The sequence below is a fragment of the Frateuria sp. Soil773 genome, from assembly GCF_001428405.1.
GTDB lineage: Bacteria > Pseudomonadota > Gammaproteobacteria > Xanthomonadales > Rhodanobacteraceae > LMSL01.
Genome location: NZ_LMSL01000010.1, coordinates 107840 through 122342 on the forward strand (window position 1 = coordinate 107840; position 14503 = coordinate 122342).

The window sequence follows — 14503 nt, forward strand, 5'->3', positions numbered from 1 at the left end:
CGTCCGGGCCGGGGCGCGAGTCGATCTTGCCGCGGCTGACGTAGGCATACAGCGTGGTCAGGCTGACGCCGAGCCGGCTGGCGGCGTCGTGGGCACAGAGATAGTCGGCGCGCATGGGCTACATATTGATCCTTTTAATCAAGATTGATCAATGTATTACCGGGTGACACAGTAGCTGCGGCGGCTGCTCGCGTACTGCGCCGCGGCATGGCCGCAGGGACGCATCGCCTACAATACGAAGTTTCGGAGAACCCTCATGTCCCCACACGACACCGCCGGCGCGCGCTTCCGCGCCGCCCTCGCCGCCGAACAGCCGCTGCAGGTGATGGGCGCGATCACCGCCTACGCCGGGCTGATGGCCAAGCGCGTCGGCTACAAGGCGCTGTACCTTTCCGGCGGCGGCGTGGCCGCCAATTCGCTGGGCATGCCGGACCTGGGCATCAGCACGATGGAAGACGTGCTCACCGACGCGCGCCGCATCGTGGACGCCACCCAGCTCCCGCTGCTGGTCGACATCGATACCGGCTGGGGCGGCGCGTTCAACATCGCGCGCACGATCCGCTCCTTCGTCAACGTCGGCGTGGCCGCCGTGCACATGGAGGACCAGGTCGGCCAGAAGCGCTGCGGCCACCGCCCCGGCAAGGAAGTGGTGCCGAAGGCGGAGATGGTCGACCGCGTGAAGGCCGCGGTGGATGCGCGCACCGATCCGGGCTTCGTGATCATGGCGCGCACCGACGCGGCGGCGGTGGAAGGCATCGACGCGGCGATCGAGCGTGCCTGCGCCTACGTCGAGGCCGGCGCCGACATGATCTTCCCCGAGGCGATGAAGACGCTGGACGACTACCGCCGCTTCAAGGCCGCGGTGAAGGTGCCGATCCTGGCCAACCTCACCGAGTTCGGCTCCACCCCGTTCTTCACCACCGACGAGCTGCGCGACGTCGGCGTGGACATCGCGCTGTACTGCTGCGGCGCCTACCGCGCGATGAACAAGGCCGCACTGAACTTCTACGAGACGGTGCGCCGCGAGGGCACCCAGAAGAGCATCGTGGACACCCTGCAGACGCGCGAGGAGCTGTACGACTTCCTCGGCTACCACGCCTACGAGGACAAGCTCGACGCGCTGTTCGCCGGCGGCGAGTCCAGGGGCTGATCCGATGATCCGCGCCATCGACCACGTGCAGTTGGCGATGCCCGCCGGCGGCGAGCCGATGGCCCGGCAGTTCTACGTCGGCGCGCTGGGCCTGGCCGAACTGCCCAAGCCGCCGGTGCTGGCCGCGCGCGGCGGCGCCTGGTTCGGCCGCGGTGCCGTGCAGTTGCACCTCGGCGTGGACGAGGATTTCCACGCGGCGCGCAAGGCGCACCCGGGCCTGCTGGTCGACGACCTGGACGGCCTGCTCGCGCGCCTGCGGGCGCAGGGCATCGCGGTACGCGAGGACAGCGGGCTGCCGGGCTACCGACGCGCCTTCGTGGCCGACCCCTTCGGCAACCGCATCGAGCTGATGCAATCCATTCCTTCCTCATGAAACGTGCGGCGCCACCGCCGCACGGCCATTCCCAGGAGTCATCGATGAGCGAGCAAGTCCTTCCCAAGGCCAAGAAATCCGTAGCGCTGTCCGGCGTGGCGGCGGGCAACACCGCGCTGTGCACGGTCGGCCGCAGCGGCAACGACCTGCACTACCGCGGCTACGACATCCACGACCTGGCGGCCAAGGGCTGCTTCGAGGAAGTGGCCTACCTGCTGGTGCACGGCGTGCTGCCGAACTGGGCCGAACTGAACGCCTACCGCGCCAAGCTCAAGCGCCTGCGCGGCCTGCCGGCGCCGGTGAAGGGCGCGCTGGAACTGCTGCCCGCCGCGACCCACCCGATGGACGTGCTGCGCACCGGGTGCTCGGTGCTGGGTACCGTGCTGCCGGAGAAGGACGACCACAACGTCACCGGCGCGCGCGACATCGCCGACCGCCTGATGGCCAGCTTCGGCTCGATGCTGCTGTACTGGTATCACTTCAGCCACAACGGCAAGCGCGTCGAGACCGAGACCGACGACGAGTCGATCGCCGCGCACTTCCTGCACCTGCTGCACGGCCGCAAGCCCAGCGAGCTGCACGCGCAGGCGCTGGACAAGTCGCTGGTGCTCTACGCCGAGCACGAGTTCAACGCCTCCACCTTCACCGCGCGCGTGATCGCCGGCACCGGCTCGGACCTGTACTCGGCCATCACCGGCGCGATCGGCGCGCTGCGCGGCCCCAAGCACGGCGGCGCGAACGAGGTGGCGATGGAGATCATCGCGCGCTACCGCAACGCGGCCGACGCCGAGGCGGACATCCGCGCCCGCGTCGAGCGCAAGGAGATCATCATCGGCTTCGGCCATCCGGTGTACACGGTGTCCGACCCGCGCAACGAGATCATCAAGGAGGTCTCGCGCAAGCTGTGCACCGAGGGCGGCAACCCGGTGCTGTTCGAGGTGTCCGAGCGCATCGAGAAGCTGATGTGGGACCTCAAGAAGATGTTCCCGAACCTCGACTGGTTCTCGGCCAGCGCGTACCACATGATGGGCGTGCCCACCGCGATGTTCACGCCGCTGTTCGTCATCGCACGCACCTCCGGCTGGAGCGCGCACGTGATCGAGCAGCGCGAGGACGGCAAGATCATCCGTCCCAGCGCGAACTACACCGGCCCGGAAGACCAGACCTACGTGCCGATCGACAAGCGCTGAGCGCCGGCGCCATGAACGCATGCAGGGGGCCGCGAGGCCCCCTGTTGCTTTCCGCGGCCGGTCGCGGGACGCCGGTGTAACGGACCCGTTACACCTCGCTGCCGGCAAACGCGGGCCCAAGCGGCTGTTTTCATTGGTGAATAGAGCGCCGGCCGAAGGCGTTTCGGGGATCGCCGCGAGACTGTAAAGCGCCTGCTACAACGACCCGGTTCCCCACGCCTGCGCGCGATGGCACTCGGCCTCCTGGCGTTTCTCCAAGTACGCGATTTCCCTTGGGATTCCGATTTTTCTCCGGACGGCGGCCGCGATGGCACGCCGATTGCCTCCGGCCTGGATGCTGTAGCGCAAGACCAAACAGGGGGTCACCACGCATTGTTTCCGGAGAACAATCATGCGCAAGACTCTGCTCGTATCAGCGATATGCCTGGGCCTGGGACTCAGCCTCTCGGCCATGGCGGACGACACCCAGACCGGCGCCGCCGGACCCACCGCGCAGCGGCACAGCAGCGCCGTGCAGACCAGCGACAGCTCGACCCATGCGAACCAGCGCAACAACAACGGCGACGCCTATGCCGACGGGCTGGGCAGCGCGGCGGCCAACAACAGCGGAACGGCGACCTCTTCGGTAGCCAATTCCTTCAACACCAGCAAGGCGGTGGCGATCAGCCGGCTCGACGGCACGGTGACGGACATCCGCGCGCATGACATCGGCAACGTGGCCAGGAACAGCGGCAACGCCAACGGCGGCCGCGGCGGCGCGGGCGGCGAAGGCTACGGCGGCGACGGCCACGGCGGCCGCGGCGGATCGGGCGGCGACGGCGGCAACGCGAACTCGCACAGCGGCCGTGCCGGCGGATCGGGTGCCGACAGCGGTTACGTGGGCGCCCTGAGCGCGGCGTCGGGCGGCGATTCGAACGGCGACAACTATGCCAACGCGCGCAATCGCTCGCGCGGATCGGGCAGCACCGGCGGTACGGCGACCGGCGGCAGCGGCAGCTGGGCCGGCGGCGCCGGCACCGGCGGCGCGGCCACCGCGAGCAGCGGCGCGGCGAGTGCGACCGGCGGTACCAGCGGCGCGGCCGACAGCACCGGCGGCATGGGCGGCGCGGGCGGCAGCGGCGCCTCCGGCACCGGCGGCGCGGGCATGGGCGGTGCGGGCGGTAGCGGCGGCGCCGGCGGATCGAACATGGTGGATGCCGGCACGTTCGACATGTCCAACAACATGAGCGGCGCGGCGGCGGCCGCAGCCGGCGTGACCGTGATGGCGCAGAACAGCGGCGTCGGTTCGCTGATCCAGCAGAGCGTCAACGTCCAGGCGAACCTCAACGTCGGGCCGTAGGCAGTCCCCGGGCCGTGGAGCGCCGCCGGCGCTCCACGGCATGGTTTGCGGCGGCCGCCGGTTTCGTCCGGCCGGCCGTCGCGCGCCGCCTGCGACGCGGGCGCGCGGAAGAATCGTTGGAGAGATGCCATGCGACCGATCGGACCGATGGGCGGGCTCGCCCTGCTGTGGCTTGGCGCCGCGCCGTGTGCGGCGGCGACGGCGCCCGCGCCGCCGCAGGAGCATGACCGTGCCGCGCCGGCCGCGGACCGGGTCGACGACTTCGGAAAGCGCGTGGACGCGGCCACGCTGTCGCGGCTCAGCGGCGGCAGCCAGGTGATCCAGCGGATGACGCTCGACGGGACCGTGAGCGACAACCGCAGCGACCACGTCGTGACCGGCGCGAACGTGATCGACGCCGGCTCCTTCAGCGGCGCGGCGGGCGTGCCGATGGTGATCCAGAACAGCGGCAACGGCGTGCTGATCCAGAACGCCACCATCATCAACGTGCAGTTCCAGCCATGAGGCGCTGGCTGCTGCCCCTGCTGCTGGCCTGCCTGCCGCCGTACGCGACGGCGGGGACGCCGCTGGCGCTGACGGCGGCCTCCGGCGGCACGCTTACCCTGCACGTGACCAGCCTGAAGGAGGCGCGCTTCAGGAACACGATCCGGCAGAAATACGATTTCAGTTGCGGCTCGGCCGCGGTCGCCACCTTGCTGACCTACCAGTACGGCTATCCGGTGAGCGAGCAGGCCGCGTTCGAGCAGATGTACCTGCACGGCGACCGGGCCAAGATCAACCGCGAAGGCTTCTCGCTGCTGGACATCAAGCGCTACCTCGGCGCGAACGGCTTCGACGCGGACGGCTTCGAGGTGCCGCTGGAGAAGCTGCGGGAAGAACGCCTGCCCGCGATCGTGCTGATCGACGAGCGCGGCTACCACCACTTCGTGGTGGTCAAGGGCCTGCGCGACGGCCGCGTGCTGATCGGCGACCCGGCCATGGGCACGCGCTCGATCCCGCGCAGCCGCTTCGATGCGGCATGGAAGAACCGGCTGGTCTTCGTCATCCACAACCGCCGCACGCTGGCCGTCTTCAACAGCGCCGACGACTGGCGGGTGGCCCCGCTGGCGCCGCTGGGCACGGCGGTCGACCGCAACGGGCTGAACAACCTGGTCATGCCGCGGCGCGGGCCGGGCGACATCTGAGGGCGATGACGATGCGTCAAGCGAAGACCCGTCTGCTTTGCCTCTGCGCGCTGGGCGGCGTGGCATGGAGCGGCCTGGCCGCGGCGCAGGGCCAGGCGCGTGCCGTCGCCGATGCGGCGCCTGCCTCCATCGGCACGTGGCGGGCCGTCGGCGACGGCCGGCTGGATGCGGTGCGCGGCGGCTTCGACGGCGGCGACGGCCTGCGCGTGTCGTTCGGCATCGCGCGCCAGGTCTTCGTGAACGGCAACCTGGTTTCCAGCCGCAGCGTGCAGATTCCCGACGTGGGCCGCATGACGCCGGCGCAGGCCGGCGCGCTGGCCGCGGCGGTCGGCGCAAACGTGATCCAGGTCGGCCCGGGCAACAGCGTCGACCCGGCCTCGCTGCAGCAGGTGGCCGGCGCGACGGTGATCCAGAACACGCTCGACAACCAGCACATCCAGGGGCTGACCACGCTGGACGCCTCGGTGGGCAACTTGAACCTGTTCCGCGGCCTGAACCTGCAGGACAGCCTGCAGGCGGGCCTGGTCCGTTCGCGCGGACCGTGAGCGCATGCAGGGCGGCAGGCGGCGAAACGAGGAGAGCGCGATGAAACCGGGATCGTGGCGAAACGCATGGACGGCAGGCTGCCTCGGCGCGCTCGTGTTCGGCGCCGCCAGCGCGCAGGACACGAGCGCGCCGGTTCCGGCGACCGCGTCGGCCGCCCCTGCACCGGCGCCGGCAAGCCCGAACGAACTGTCGGCGGCGATCCGCCAGAGCCTGCAGGCCCAGGCGGAGCGGCTCGATGCCATGCGCAGCCAGATCGCGATGCAGGACGAGCAGATCGCCGCGATGAAGCGCGCGCTCGCCGCGCAGGAGGCGGACTACCGCGCGCTGCGGCAGGCGGTCGGGCTCGACGTGCTCGACCGGCAGCGCGGCGGCAACGTGGCCGCGGGCGGACGGATGGCCACGGCCCTGCCGATGCCGGCGGGCGAGGCGGTGGCGTCCGCCGGCAACCAGCCCGTCGGCCAGGCGCCGGAAGACGACGGCCGCCCGCCGCCGGTGGCCCAGATCTTCGACCAGCCCGGCGTGCTGACGCCGCGCGGCCATTTCGTATTGGAGCCGTCGTACCAGTTCGGCTATTCGTCGAACGACCGCGTGGCGCTGATCGGCTACACGGTGATCCCGGCGGTGCTGATCGGCCTGATCGACGCGCGCCAGGTCAAGACCACTACCCAGACCGGCGCGCTGGCGCTGCGCTACGGGCTCACCAACCGCTTCGAGCTGGAACTTCGGGTGCCCTACGTCTACGGGCACACCGACACGATCAGCCGCGAGATCTTCACCGGCAGCGCCACCGACAGGGTGTTCAAGGCGAGCGGCCACGGCATCGGCGACGTGGAGGCCACCGCGCGCTACCAGTTCAACGACGGCGGCGCCGACCGGCCGTATTACATCGGCTGGCTGCGCTTCAAGTCGCGCACAGGCAAGGATCCGTTCGAGGTCACCACCGACTGCGTGAACCGCTGCGTGCAGAACGCCACCGGCACCGGGCTGCCGCTGCAACTGCCCACCGGCTCGGGCTTCTACTCGCTGCAGCCGGGGCTGACCTGGCTGTATCCCTCCGACCCGGTAGTGTTCTTCGGCAACGTGAGCTACCTGCACAACTTCCCGCGCAGCGGGGTCAGCCGCAACCTGCTGCTGGCGGGGAGGGAATCGCTTGGCCGGGTGAAGGTGGGCGACATCGTCGACGTCAGCCTCGGCATGGGGCTGGCGCTGAACGACAAGGCGTCCTTCAGCATCGGCTACGACCAGAGCTTCGTCGGGGTCACCCGGCAGAACGGCAGGGTGGTGGCCGGCTCGGCGCGCAGCGTGCTGGGCAGCCTGCTCATCGGCGGCTCCTACCGCTTCAGCGACAAGCGCAGCATGAACTTCACGCTCGGCGTCGGGGTGACCCGCGACACTCCCGACGCTACCGTGACCGTGCGCGTGCCGATGATGTACTAGCGCTCAGGCGGCCCGCGCGCCGCGGCGCTGCCACAGCCAGCCGCCGCCGCAGATGCCGGCGACCAGCACGGCGTCGAGCGTGTATTTCGCCCATTCGCGCGCGTCGAACCAGGCCTGCAGCAGGTGGTCGTGCGCGATCATGCGGCCGGCGGTCCAGGCGATCGCGCCGGCGCCGATGTAGACGATGATCGGGAAGCGCTCGATCAGCTTCAGGATCAGGGTCGAGCCCCACACCACCAGCGGCACGCTGATCAGCAGGCCGAGCACGACCAGGCCGAGGTGGCCCTTGGACGCGCCGGCGATCGCCAGCACGTTGTCCAGCCCCATCAGCGCGTCGGCCACGATGATCGTGCGCAGGGCGGTCCAGAAGCTGTCGGCCGCGCTGACCTTGTGCTCGCCTTCGTCCTCGTGCTTGAGCAGCTTCCACGCGATCGGCAGCAGCAGCAGGCCGCCGGCCAGCATCAGGCCGGGCAGCTTGAGCAGGTAGACCACCACGGCGGTCAGCGCCACGCGCACCGCGACGGCGCCGAAGGTGCCCCAGAACACGGCCTTCTTCTGCAGGTTGCGGGGCAGGTTGCGCGCCGCCAGCGCGATCACGATGGCGTTGTCGCCCGCCAGCACCAGGTCGAGCAGGACGATGGCCAGCAGGCCGGAGAAGAATTCGGGGCTGAGGAAATCCATGCGGTTCATGTTCCTGCGCGCGGGACGAATGCAGCAACCGCGAGCGCACGCAGCCTCGCGGTCACCGCAAAAGTCTCGTTCGCGGCAGGGCCGCTGCGGTGACCGGGGCGGTGCGCCGCCCGTGATGACGATCACTGCGCGAACGCCCGATGCGGCGGCGTCCGGAACTACTCCCCTTTGGATGGGTGCCGGGCATTGTCGGCGTCGCCCGGCGCGCCAGTCAAGCCGGAGCCCTTAAGGAAAAAGCTTTCCCCCGCTACAATACGGCGGTTTTGCGACGCAGCCAGCGGCCGCCGGACGGCGGCCGCGCAGTGGGCGTCCATCCCCAGGATCCCGATGCCTATGAATACCGCCTACCGCCAACCCCTTCCCGGCACGTCGCTGGATTATTTCGATGCGCGCGCCGCCGTGGAGGCGATCCAGCCGGGCGCCTACGACGCGTTGCCGTACACCTCGCGCGTGCTGGCCGAGAACCTGGTGCGCCGCTGCGATCCGGCGATCCTCGCCGAGTCGCTCAGGCAGATCGTCGAGCGCAAGCGCGAGCGCGATTTCCCGTGGTTCCCGGCGCGCGTGGTGTGCCACGACATCCTCGGCCAGACCGCGCTGGTGGACCTGGCCGGCCTGCGCGACGCGATCGCCGAACGCGGCGGCGACCCGTCCAAGGTGAATCCGGTGGTGCCGGTGCAGTTGATCGTCGACCACTCGCTGGCGGTGGAGTGCGGCGGTTTCGATCCGAACGCGTTCGCGAAGAACCGCGCGATCGAGGATCGCCGCAACGAGGACCGCTTCCACTTCATCGACTGGACCAAGCAGGCGTTCGAGAACGTCGACGTGATCCCGCCGGGCAACGGCATCATGCACCAGATCAACCTGGAGAAGATGTCGCCGGTGATCCAGGTGCAGGATGGCGTCGCTTATCCCGATACGTGCGTGGGCACCGACAGCCACACGCCGCACGTGGATGCGCTCGGCGTCATCGCCGTGGGCGTCGGCGGCCTGGAGGCGGAGAGCGTGATGCTCGGCCGCGCCTCGTGGATGCGCCTGCCCGACATCGTGGGCGTGGAACTCACCGGCAAGCGCCAGCCGGGCATCACTGCCACCGACATCGTGCTGGCGCTCACCGAGTTCCTGCGCAAGGAGAAGGTGGTCGGCGCGTACCTGGAATTCCGCGGCGAAGGCGCGGCCAGCCTCACGCTGGGCGACCGCGCGACGATTTCCAACATGGCGCCCGAATACGGCGCCACCGCCGCGATGTTCTTCATCGACGGCCAGACCCTCGACTACCTGCGCCTCACCGGCCGCAGCGACGAGCAGGTCAAGCTGGTGGAGACCTACGCCAAGGCGGCCGGCCTGTGGGCCGACACGCTGGCGCATGCACAGTACGAGCGCACGTTGACGTTCGACCTGTCCTCGGTGGTGCGCAACATGGCGGGCCCGTCGAATCCGCACAAGCGCCTGCCGACGTCGGACCTCGCTGCACGCGGCATTGCCGGCGAATGGACCGAGCAGCCGGGCCGGATGCCCGATGGCGCGGTGATCATCGCCGCCATCACCAGTTGCACCAACACCAGCAACCCGCGCAACGTGATCGCGGCGGCGCTGCTGGCGCGCAACGCGAATGCGCGGGGCCTCACGCGCAAGCCGTGGGTGAAGAGCTCGCTCGCGCCCGGCTCCAAGGCGGTGGAGCTGTACCTGAAGGAGGCGAACCTGCTGCCCGAACTGGAAAAGCTCGGCTTCGGCATCGTCGCGTTCGCCTGCACTACCTGCAACGGCATGTCAGGCGCGCTCGACCCGGCGATCCAGCGCGAGATCGTCGAGCGCGACCTGTACGCCACCGCGGTGCTGTCGGGCAACCGCAACTTCGACGGCCGCATCCACCCGTACGCCAAGCAGGCTTTCCTGGCCTCGCCGCCGCTGGTGGTGGCCTACGCCATCGCCGGCACCATCCGCTTCGACATCGAGAAGGACGCGCTCGGCCACGACGCGAACGGCCAGCCGGTGACGCTGAAGGACATCTGGCCCAGCGACGAGGAGATCGACGCGATCGTGTCCTCCAGCGTGAAGCCGGAGCAGTTCCGCAAGGTCTACGAGCCGATGTTCGCGCGCACCGGCCGCAGCGGCACCCGCGCCGCGCCGCTGTACGACTGGCGCGCGCAGAGCACCTACATCCGCTGCCCGCCGTACTGGGAAGGCGCCCTCGCGGGCGAGCGCACGCTCAGGGGCATGCGCCCGCTGGCGGTGCTCGGCGACAACATCACCACCGACCACCTGTCGCCGTCCAACGCGATCCTGCCCAATAGCGCCGCGGGCGAGTACCTCGCGCGGATGGGCCTGCCGGAAGAGGACTTCAACTCGTACGCCACCCATCGCGGCGACCACCTGACCGCACAGCGCGCCACCTTCGCCAACCCCACGCTCGTCAACGAGATGGCCGTGGTGGACGGCGAAGTGAAGAAAGGTTCGCTGGCCCGCGTGGAGCCGGAGGGCAAGGTCATGCGCATGTGGGAAGCGATCGAGACCTACATGGAGCGCAGGCAGCCGCTGATCGTGATCGCCGGCGCCGACTACGGCCAGGGCTCGTCGCGCGACTGGGCGGCGAAGGGCGTGCGCCTGGCCGGCGTGGAAGCGATCGCGGCCGAAGGCTTCGAGCGCATCCACCGCACCAACCTGATCGGCATGGGCGTGCTGCCGCTGGAGTTCAAGCCCGGCACCAACCGCAAGACGCTGGGCATCGACGGCACCGAGACCTTCGACGTGACCGGCGCGCGCACGCCGCGCGCGGAGCTCACCCTGGTGATCCACCGCAGGAACGGCGAGCGCGTCGAGGTGCCGGTGACCTGCCGGCTCGACACCGCCGAGGAAGTGTCGATCTACGAGGCCGGCGGCGTGCTGCAGCGTTTCGCGCAGGACTTCATCGAGGCGTCGCAGGCGGCTTGAATACGTACCGGCGCAGGTCTGTTGACCGGGTTTCGCCGTTTTGGCCCGTCATTCCCGCGAAAGCGGGAATCCAGCGACTTTCGCATGCACCGGGAAGGCGCCGGATTCCTGCCTCCGCAAATGACGAGCGGTAACGGCACCGCCCGGCATTCCTGACGCCGCCACGCGGCAGGCAGGCGCCAGCGCAACCCAGATCCAGCTATACAGGACAAAACACATGGCCCACGACCCCCAGATCCGCATCCCTGCCACCTACCTGCGCGGCGGCACCAGCAAGGGCGTGTTCTTCCGCCTGCAGGACTTGCCCGAGGCGGCACAGGTGCCGGGTGCGGCGCGCGATGCGTTGCTGCAGCGGGTGATCGGCAGTCCCGATCCCTACGGCAAGCAGATCGACGGCATGGGCGGCGCCACTTCCAGCACCAGCAAGACGGTGATCGTGTCCAGGAGCACGCGGCCGGATCACGACGTGGACTACCTGTTCGGCCAGGTGGCGATCGACAAGGCCTTCGTCGACTGGAGCGGCAACTGCGGCAACCTGTCGGCGTCGGTCGGGCCGTTCGCCATCGCCGGCGGCCTGGTCGATCCCGCGCGCGTGCCGCGCGACGGCGTCGCCATCGTGCGCATCTGGCAGGCCAACATCGGCAAGACCATCGTCGCCCACGTGCCCATGACCGATGGCGCGGTGCAGGAAACCGGCGATTTCGAGCTGGACGGCGTGACGTTTCCCGCCGCCGAGGTGCAGCTGGAATTCCTGGACCCGGCCGCCGAGGAAGACGGCGCGGGCGGGGCCATGTTCCCCACCGGGCAACTGGTCGACGACCTGGAGGTACCGGGCGTCGGCACGCTCAAGGCGACCATGATCAATGCCGGCATCCCCACCATCTTCGTCGAGGCCGCCGCCATCGGCTATACCGGCACGGAGCTGCAGGACGCCATCAACGGCGACGACAAGGCACTGGCGATGTTCGAGGCCATCCGCGCGCACGGTGCGCTGCGCATGGGCCTGATCGGCTCGCTCGAGGAGATCGCCACGCGCCAGCACACGCCCAAGGTGGCCTTCGTCGCCGGGCCGGCCGACTACGTCGCGTCGAGCGGCAAGCCCGTGAAGGCCGGCGACGTCGACCTGCTGGTGCGCGCGATGTCGATGGGCAAGCTGCACCACGCCATGATGGGCACGGCGGCGGTGGCCATCGGCACCGCCGCCGCCATTCCCGGCACCCTGGTGAATCTTGCCGCCGGCGGCGGCGAGCGCCAGGCGGTGCGCTTCGGCCATCCGTCTGGCACGTTGCGGGTGGGCGCCGAGGCGGCGCTGGTTGACGGTACGTGGACCGTCACCAAGGCCATCATGAGCCGGAGCGCGCGCGTGCTGATGGAAGGCTGGGTGCGCGTGCCGGCGGCGTGAGCCCGCAGGGGAGGGCGCCGGACCTTCCGCCTGCCACGACGGCATGGCGGGTCCGGCAGGGCCGGCGTCAGACCAGACACCAGGNGACCAGACACCAGGGCGGCGTCGCCGCCGCGAGAGGAGTCCCATGAGTACGCACGACACCCGCTCCGCCAAGCGCCCGGACCCCGACCGGCCGATGGTCGACGTCGCCGGCTACGTCGCCGACTACCGGATCGCGTCCGCCGAGGCGTACGACACCGCGCGCTACATGCTGCTGGATTCGCTGGCCACGGCGATGATGGCCATGAAGTTTCCCGAGTGCGTCAAGCATCTTGGCCCGGTCGTGCCGGGCGCCAGCCTGCCGGGCGGCGCCCGTGTGCCGGGCACCAGCCACGAGCTGGACCCGGTGCAGGCCGCGTTCGCGATCGGCACCCAGATCCGCTGGCTCGACTTCAACGACACCTGGCTGGCGGCCGAATGGGGCCACCCGTCGGACAACCTGGGCGCGATCCTCGCCGTGGCCGACTACCTCGGCCGCAAGGCCGAGCGCGAGGGCGGCCAGCCGCTGACCGTGCGCGACGTGCTGGGCTACGCCATCAAGGCCCACGAGATCCAGGGCTGCTACGCGCTGAAGAACAGCTTCAACCGCGTCGGCCTGGACCACGTGATCCTGGTGCGCCTTGCCTCTACCGCCGTCGCCGCCCACATGCTGGGCGGCAGCAAGGAGCAGATCGTCACCGCCGTCTCGCACAGCTGGATCGACAACGGCGCGCTGCGCACCTACCGCCACGCGCCGAACACCGGGCCGCGCAAGAGCTGGGCCGCCGGCGACGCCTGCCGCCGCGCCGTCATCCATGCGATCAACGCGGTGTACCGCGGCGTGGTGGGCTACCCGTCGGCGCTGTCGGCGAAGACCTGGGGCTTCTACGACGTGGCCTTCAAGGGCAACGCGTTCGAGTTCGAGCGCCCGTTCGGCAGCTATGTGATGGAGAACGTGCTGTTCAAGATCAGCTTCCCGGCCGAGTTCCACGCGCAGACCGCGGTGGAATGCGCGATGAAGCTGCACGGCCAGGTCGCCGGCAGGCTCGACCAGGTCGAGAAGGTGGTGATCGAGACCCAGGAAGCCGGCTGCCGGATCATCGACAAGACCGGCCCGCTGGCGAACTACGCCGACCGCGACCATTGCATCCAGTACATGGTGGCGGTGCCGCTGATCTTCGGCCGCCTCGAAGCCTCCGACTACAGCGACGATGTCGCCGCCGACCCGCGCATCGACGCGCTGCGCGACACGATGGTGGTCGGCGAGAACCCGCGGTTCACCAGGGACTACTTCGACCCCGACAAGCGCTACATCGGCAACTCGGTGCAGGTGTTCTTCAAGGACGGCTCCAGCACCGAGAAAGTGTCGATCGATTACCCGATCGGCCACCGTAGGCGCCGTGCGGAGGGTATTCCTCTGCTGCTGAAGAAGTTCGAGGCGGCGATGCGCGGCCACCTGCCGGCGCACAGGGTCGAGGCCATCCTTGAGGCCGTCGCGGAGCCGGCCCGCCTCGATGCGATGCCGATCCAGCGGTTCCTGGACCTTTTCACAACATAAGTACGACGTGAGTGGAAAATGAATGGGCGCCGGCGGAACAGGGTGTTTTGTTTGTTTTTTGCTAAACTCCGCCACGCCCACGCATTAAGGGTTTGTAGATCAGTCAATACACGCCGTATTCACGACGATTAATGGCGTGCTGTTCGATCCGCCAAGAGCGGGTGCGAGATATTTCAAATGAGGAGATTACGGATGAAACGTACGGGCTTGTTCATGGTAGTTGCCCTGGCTCTGGGCGGTTTTGGCGCAGCTCACGCCCAGGACGCCTCAGACAGCACGACTGCATCGTCCGGCTACGACGGCCGCTGGTACATCGCGCCGACCGTGGGTGGCTACTACAACGACACCGACCGCGACACCAACAGCCGCCAGGTCTATTACGGCCTGGGCGTCGGCCGCTTCCTTTCGCCGAATACCTCGATCGACCTGTTCATCGACCGCACCAAGCGCGATCGCGACGGCGGCGGCAGCTGGGCCAACAACAACTTCGGCGTGGTCGGCCGCTACTACTTCGGCGAGTGGACCGCATGGCGTCCGTACCTGCTGGCCGGCGTGATGGGCAGCTACCACCACAACGCCAACGACAACGGCTGGTCGCCGGCTTCCGAACTGGGTGCGGGTATCTCCAAGACCATCACCGACAGCTCGGACATCCGCATCGAAGCGGGCTACCGCTACGACTGGG

General features: G+C 69.2%; 12 protein-coding genes and 2 pseudogenes. 12 read left to right on the forward strand and 2 right to left on the reverse strand.

Features of this window, described 5'->3' with window-relative positions:
• Nucleotides 1–7: 7 nt before the first annotated feature.
• A pseudogene (locus ASG87_RS21225) lies at nucleotides 8–115 on the reverse strand (hypothetical protein); the annotation flags it as partial.
• A gap of 141 nt (nucleotides 116–256) precedes the next feature.
• On the opposite strand from ASG87_RS21225, the gene prpB reads away from it, so the two are divergent.
• From prpB to ASG87_RS05550, 8 genes are all read left to right on the forward strand, one after another.
• Entirely contained in the window at nucleotides 257–1150 is an 894-nt protein-coding gene (gene prpB, locus ASG87_RS05515; RefSeq protein ID WP_056002025.1) for a methylisocitrate lyase, read from the forward strand.
• Nucleotides 1151–1154: 4 nt separating this feature from the next.
• Nucleotides 1155–1523: a VOC family protein gene (locus tag ASG87_RS05520; RefSeq protein WP_056002028.1), complete on the forward strand. Its 369-nt coding sequence runs from the start codon at nucleotides 1155–1157 to the stop codon at nucleotides 1521–1523.
• A 44-nt stretch (nucleotides 1524–1567) separates the two neighbouring features.
• Complete coding sequence (prpC, locus tag ASG87_RS05525) at nucleotides 1568–2713, forward strand: 2-methylcitrate synthase (protein ID WP_056002031.1); 1146 nt, start codon at nucleotides 1568–1570, stop codon at nucleotides 2711–2713.
• Nucleotides 2714–3104: 391 nt separating this feature from the next.
• The gene (locus tag ASG87_RS05530; RefSeq protein WP_082582763.1) at nucleotides 3105–4052 is read left to right on the forward strand and encodes a hypothetical protein; all 948 of its coding nucleotides are present in this window, start codon (nucleotides 3105–3107) and stop codon (nucleotides 4050–4052) included.
• A 129-nt stretch (nucleotides 4053–4181) separates the two neighbouring features.
• Entirely contained in the window at nucleotides 4182–4556 is a 375-nt protein-coding gene (locus tag ASG87_RS20810; RefSeq protein WP_235499572.1) for a hypothetical protein, read from the forward strand.
• Nucleotides 4553–5236 carry a C39 family peptidase gene (locus tag ASG87_RS05540; RefSeq protein ID WP_056002037.1) on the forward strand — a complete coding sequence of 228 codons (684 nt, stop codon included), beginning with the start codon at nucleotides 4553–4555 and terminating at the stop codon, nucleotides 5234–5236. Before ASG87_RS20810 ends, ASG87_RS05540 begins: the two co-directional genes overlap by 4 nt.
• 11 nt (nucleotides 5237–5247) lie before the next feature.
• A complete protein-coding gene (locus tag ASG87_RS05545; RefSeq protein ID WP_082582767.1) occupies nucleotides 5248–5781 on the forward strand; it encodes a hypothetical protein in 534 nt (177 codons plus the stop codon).
• A 40-nt stretch (nucleotides 5782–5821) separates the two neighbouring features.
• Nucleotides 5822–7219, forward strand: coding sequence for an acetate kinase (locus tag ASG87_RS05550; RefSeq protein WP_056002041.1), 1398 nt, complete (start codon nucleotides 5822–5824; stop codon nucleotides 7217–7219).
• 3 nt (nucleotides 7220–7222) lie between these two features.
• Here ASG87_RS05550 and ASG87_RS05555 read toward each other — a convergent pair whose 3' ends face one another.
• A complete protein-coding gene (locus tag ASG87_RS05555) occupies nucleotides 7223–7900 on the reverse strand; it encodes a TerC family protein (RefSeq protein WP_056002082.1) in 678 nt (225 codons plus the stop codon).
• A 342-nt stretch (nucleotides 7901–8242) separates the two neighbouring features.
• On the opposite strand from ASG87_RS05555, the gene acnD reads away from it, so the two are divergent.
• The 4 genes and pseudogenes from acnD to ASG87_RS05575 form a co-directional block, all read left to right on the forward strand.
• Nucleotides 8243–10837, forward strand: a complete 2595-nt coding sequence (gene acnD / locus ASG87_RS05560; protein WP_056002044.1) for a Fe/S-dependent 2-methylisocitrate dehydratase AcnD — start codon at nucleotides 8243–8245, stop codon at nucleotides 10835–10837.
• A gap of 217 nt (nucleotides 10838–11054) precedes the next feature.
• Nucleotides 11055–12239, forward strand: a complete 1185-nt coding sequence (prpF, locus tag ASG87_RS05565; protein WP_056002046.1) for a 2-methylaconitate cis-trans isomerase PrpF — start codon at nucleotides 11055–11057, stop codon at nucleotides 12237–12239.
• Nucleotides 12240–12366: 127 nt separating this feature from the next.
• A complete protein-coding gene (locus tag ASG87_RS05570; RefSeq protein ID WP_056002049.1) occupies nucleotides 12367–13818 on the forward strand; it encodes a bifunctional 2-methylcitrate dehydratase/aconitate hydratase in 1452 nt (483 codons plus the stop codon).
• A gap of 192 nt (nucleotides 13819–14010) precedes the next feature.
• Nucleotides 14011–14503 (forward strand): annotated as a pseudogene (locus ASG87_RS05575) (OmpA family protein); the annotation flags it as partial.

What these genes read in the sequence shown, in the direction of transcription:
- acnD (WP_056002044.1), top strand. Translation starts at nt 8,243, where the DNA reads ATGAATACCGCCTACCGCCAACCCCTTCCCGGCACGTCGCTGGATTAT.
- ASG87_RS05530 (WP_082582763.1), top strand. Translation starts at nt 3,105, where the DNA reads ATGCGCAAGACTCTGCTCGTATCAGCGATATGCCTGGGCCTGGGACTC.
- ASG87_RS05555 (WP_056002082.1), bottom strand. Translation starts at nt 7,900, where the DNA reads ATGGATTTCCTCAGCCCCGAATTCTTCTCCGGCCTGCTGGCCATCGTC.
- ASG87_RS05540 (WP_056002037.1), top strand. Translation starts at nt 4,553, where the DNA reads ATGAGGCGCTGGCTGCTGCCCCTGCTGCTGGCCTGCCTGCCGCCGTAC.
- ASG87_RS05550 (WP_056002041.1), top strand. Translation starts at nt 5,822, where the DNA reads ATGAAACCGGGATCGTGGCGAAACGCATGGACGGCAGGCTGCCTCGGC.
- ASG87_RS20810 (WP_235499572.1), top strand. Translation starts at nt 4,182, where the DNA reads ATGCGACCGATCGGACCGATGGGCGGGCTCGCCCTGCTGTGGCTTGGC.
- prpC (WP_056002031.1), top strand. Translation starts at nt 1,568, where the DNA reads ATGAGCGAGCAAGTCCTTCCCAAGGCCAAGAAATCCGTAGCGCTGTCC.
- prpF (WP_056002046.1), top strand. Translation starts at nt 11,055, where the DNA reads ATGGCCCACGACCCCCAGATCCGCATCCCTGCCACCTACCTGCGCGGC.
- ASG87_RS05545 (WP_082582767.1), top strand. Translation starts at nt 5,248, where the DNA reads ATGCGTCAAGCGAAGACCCGTCTGCTTTGCCTCTGCGCGCTGGGCGGC.
- ASG87_RS05520 (WP_056002028.1), top strand. Translation starts at nt 1,155, where the DNA reads ATGATCCGCGCCATCGACCACGTGCAGTTGGCGATGCCCGCCGGCGGC.
- prpB (WP_056002025.1), top strand. Translation starts at nt 257, where the DNA reads ATGTCCCCACACGACACCGCCGGCGCGCGCTTCCGCGCCGCCCTCGCC.
- ASG87_RS05570 (WP_056002049.1), top strand. Translation starts at nt 12,367, where the DNA reads ATGAGTACGCACGACACCCGCTCCGCCAAGCGCCCGGACCCCGACCGG.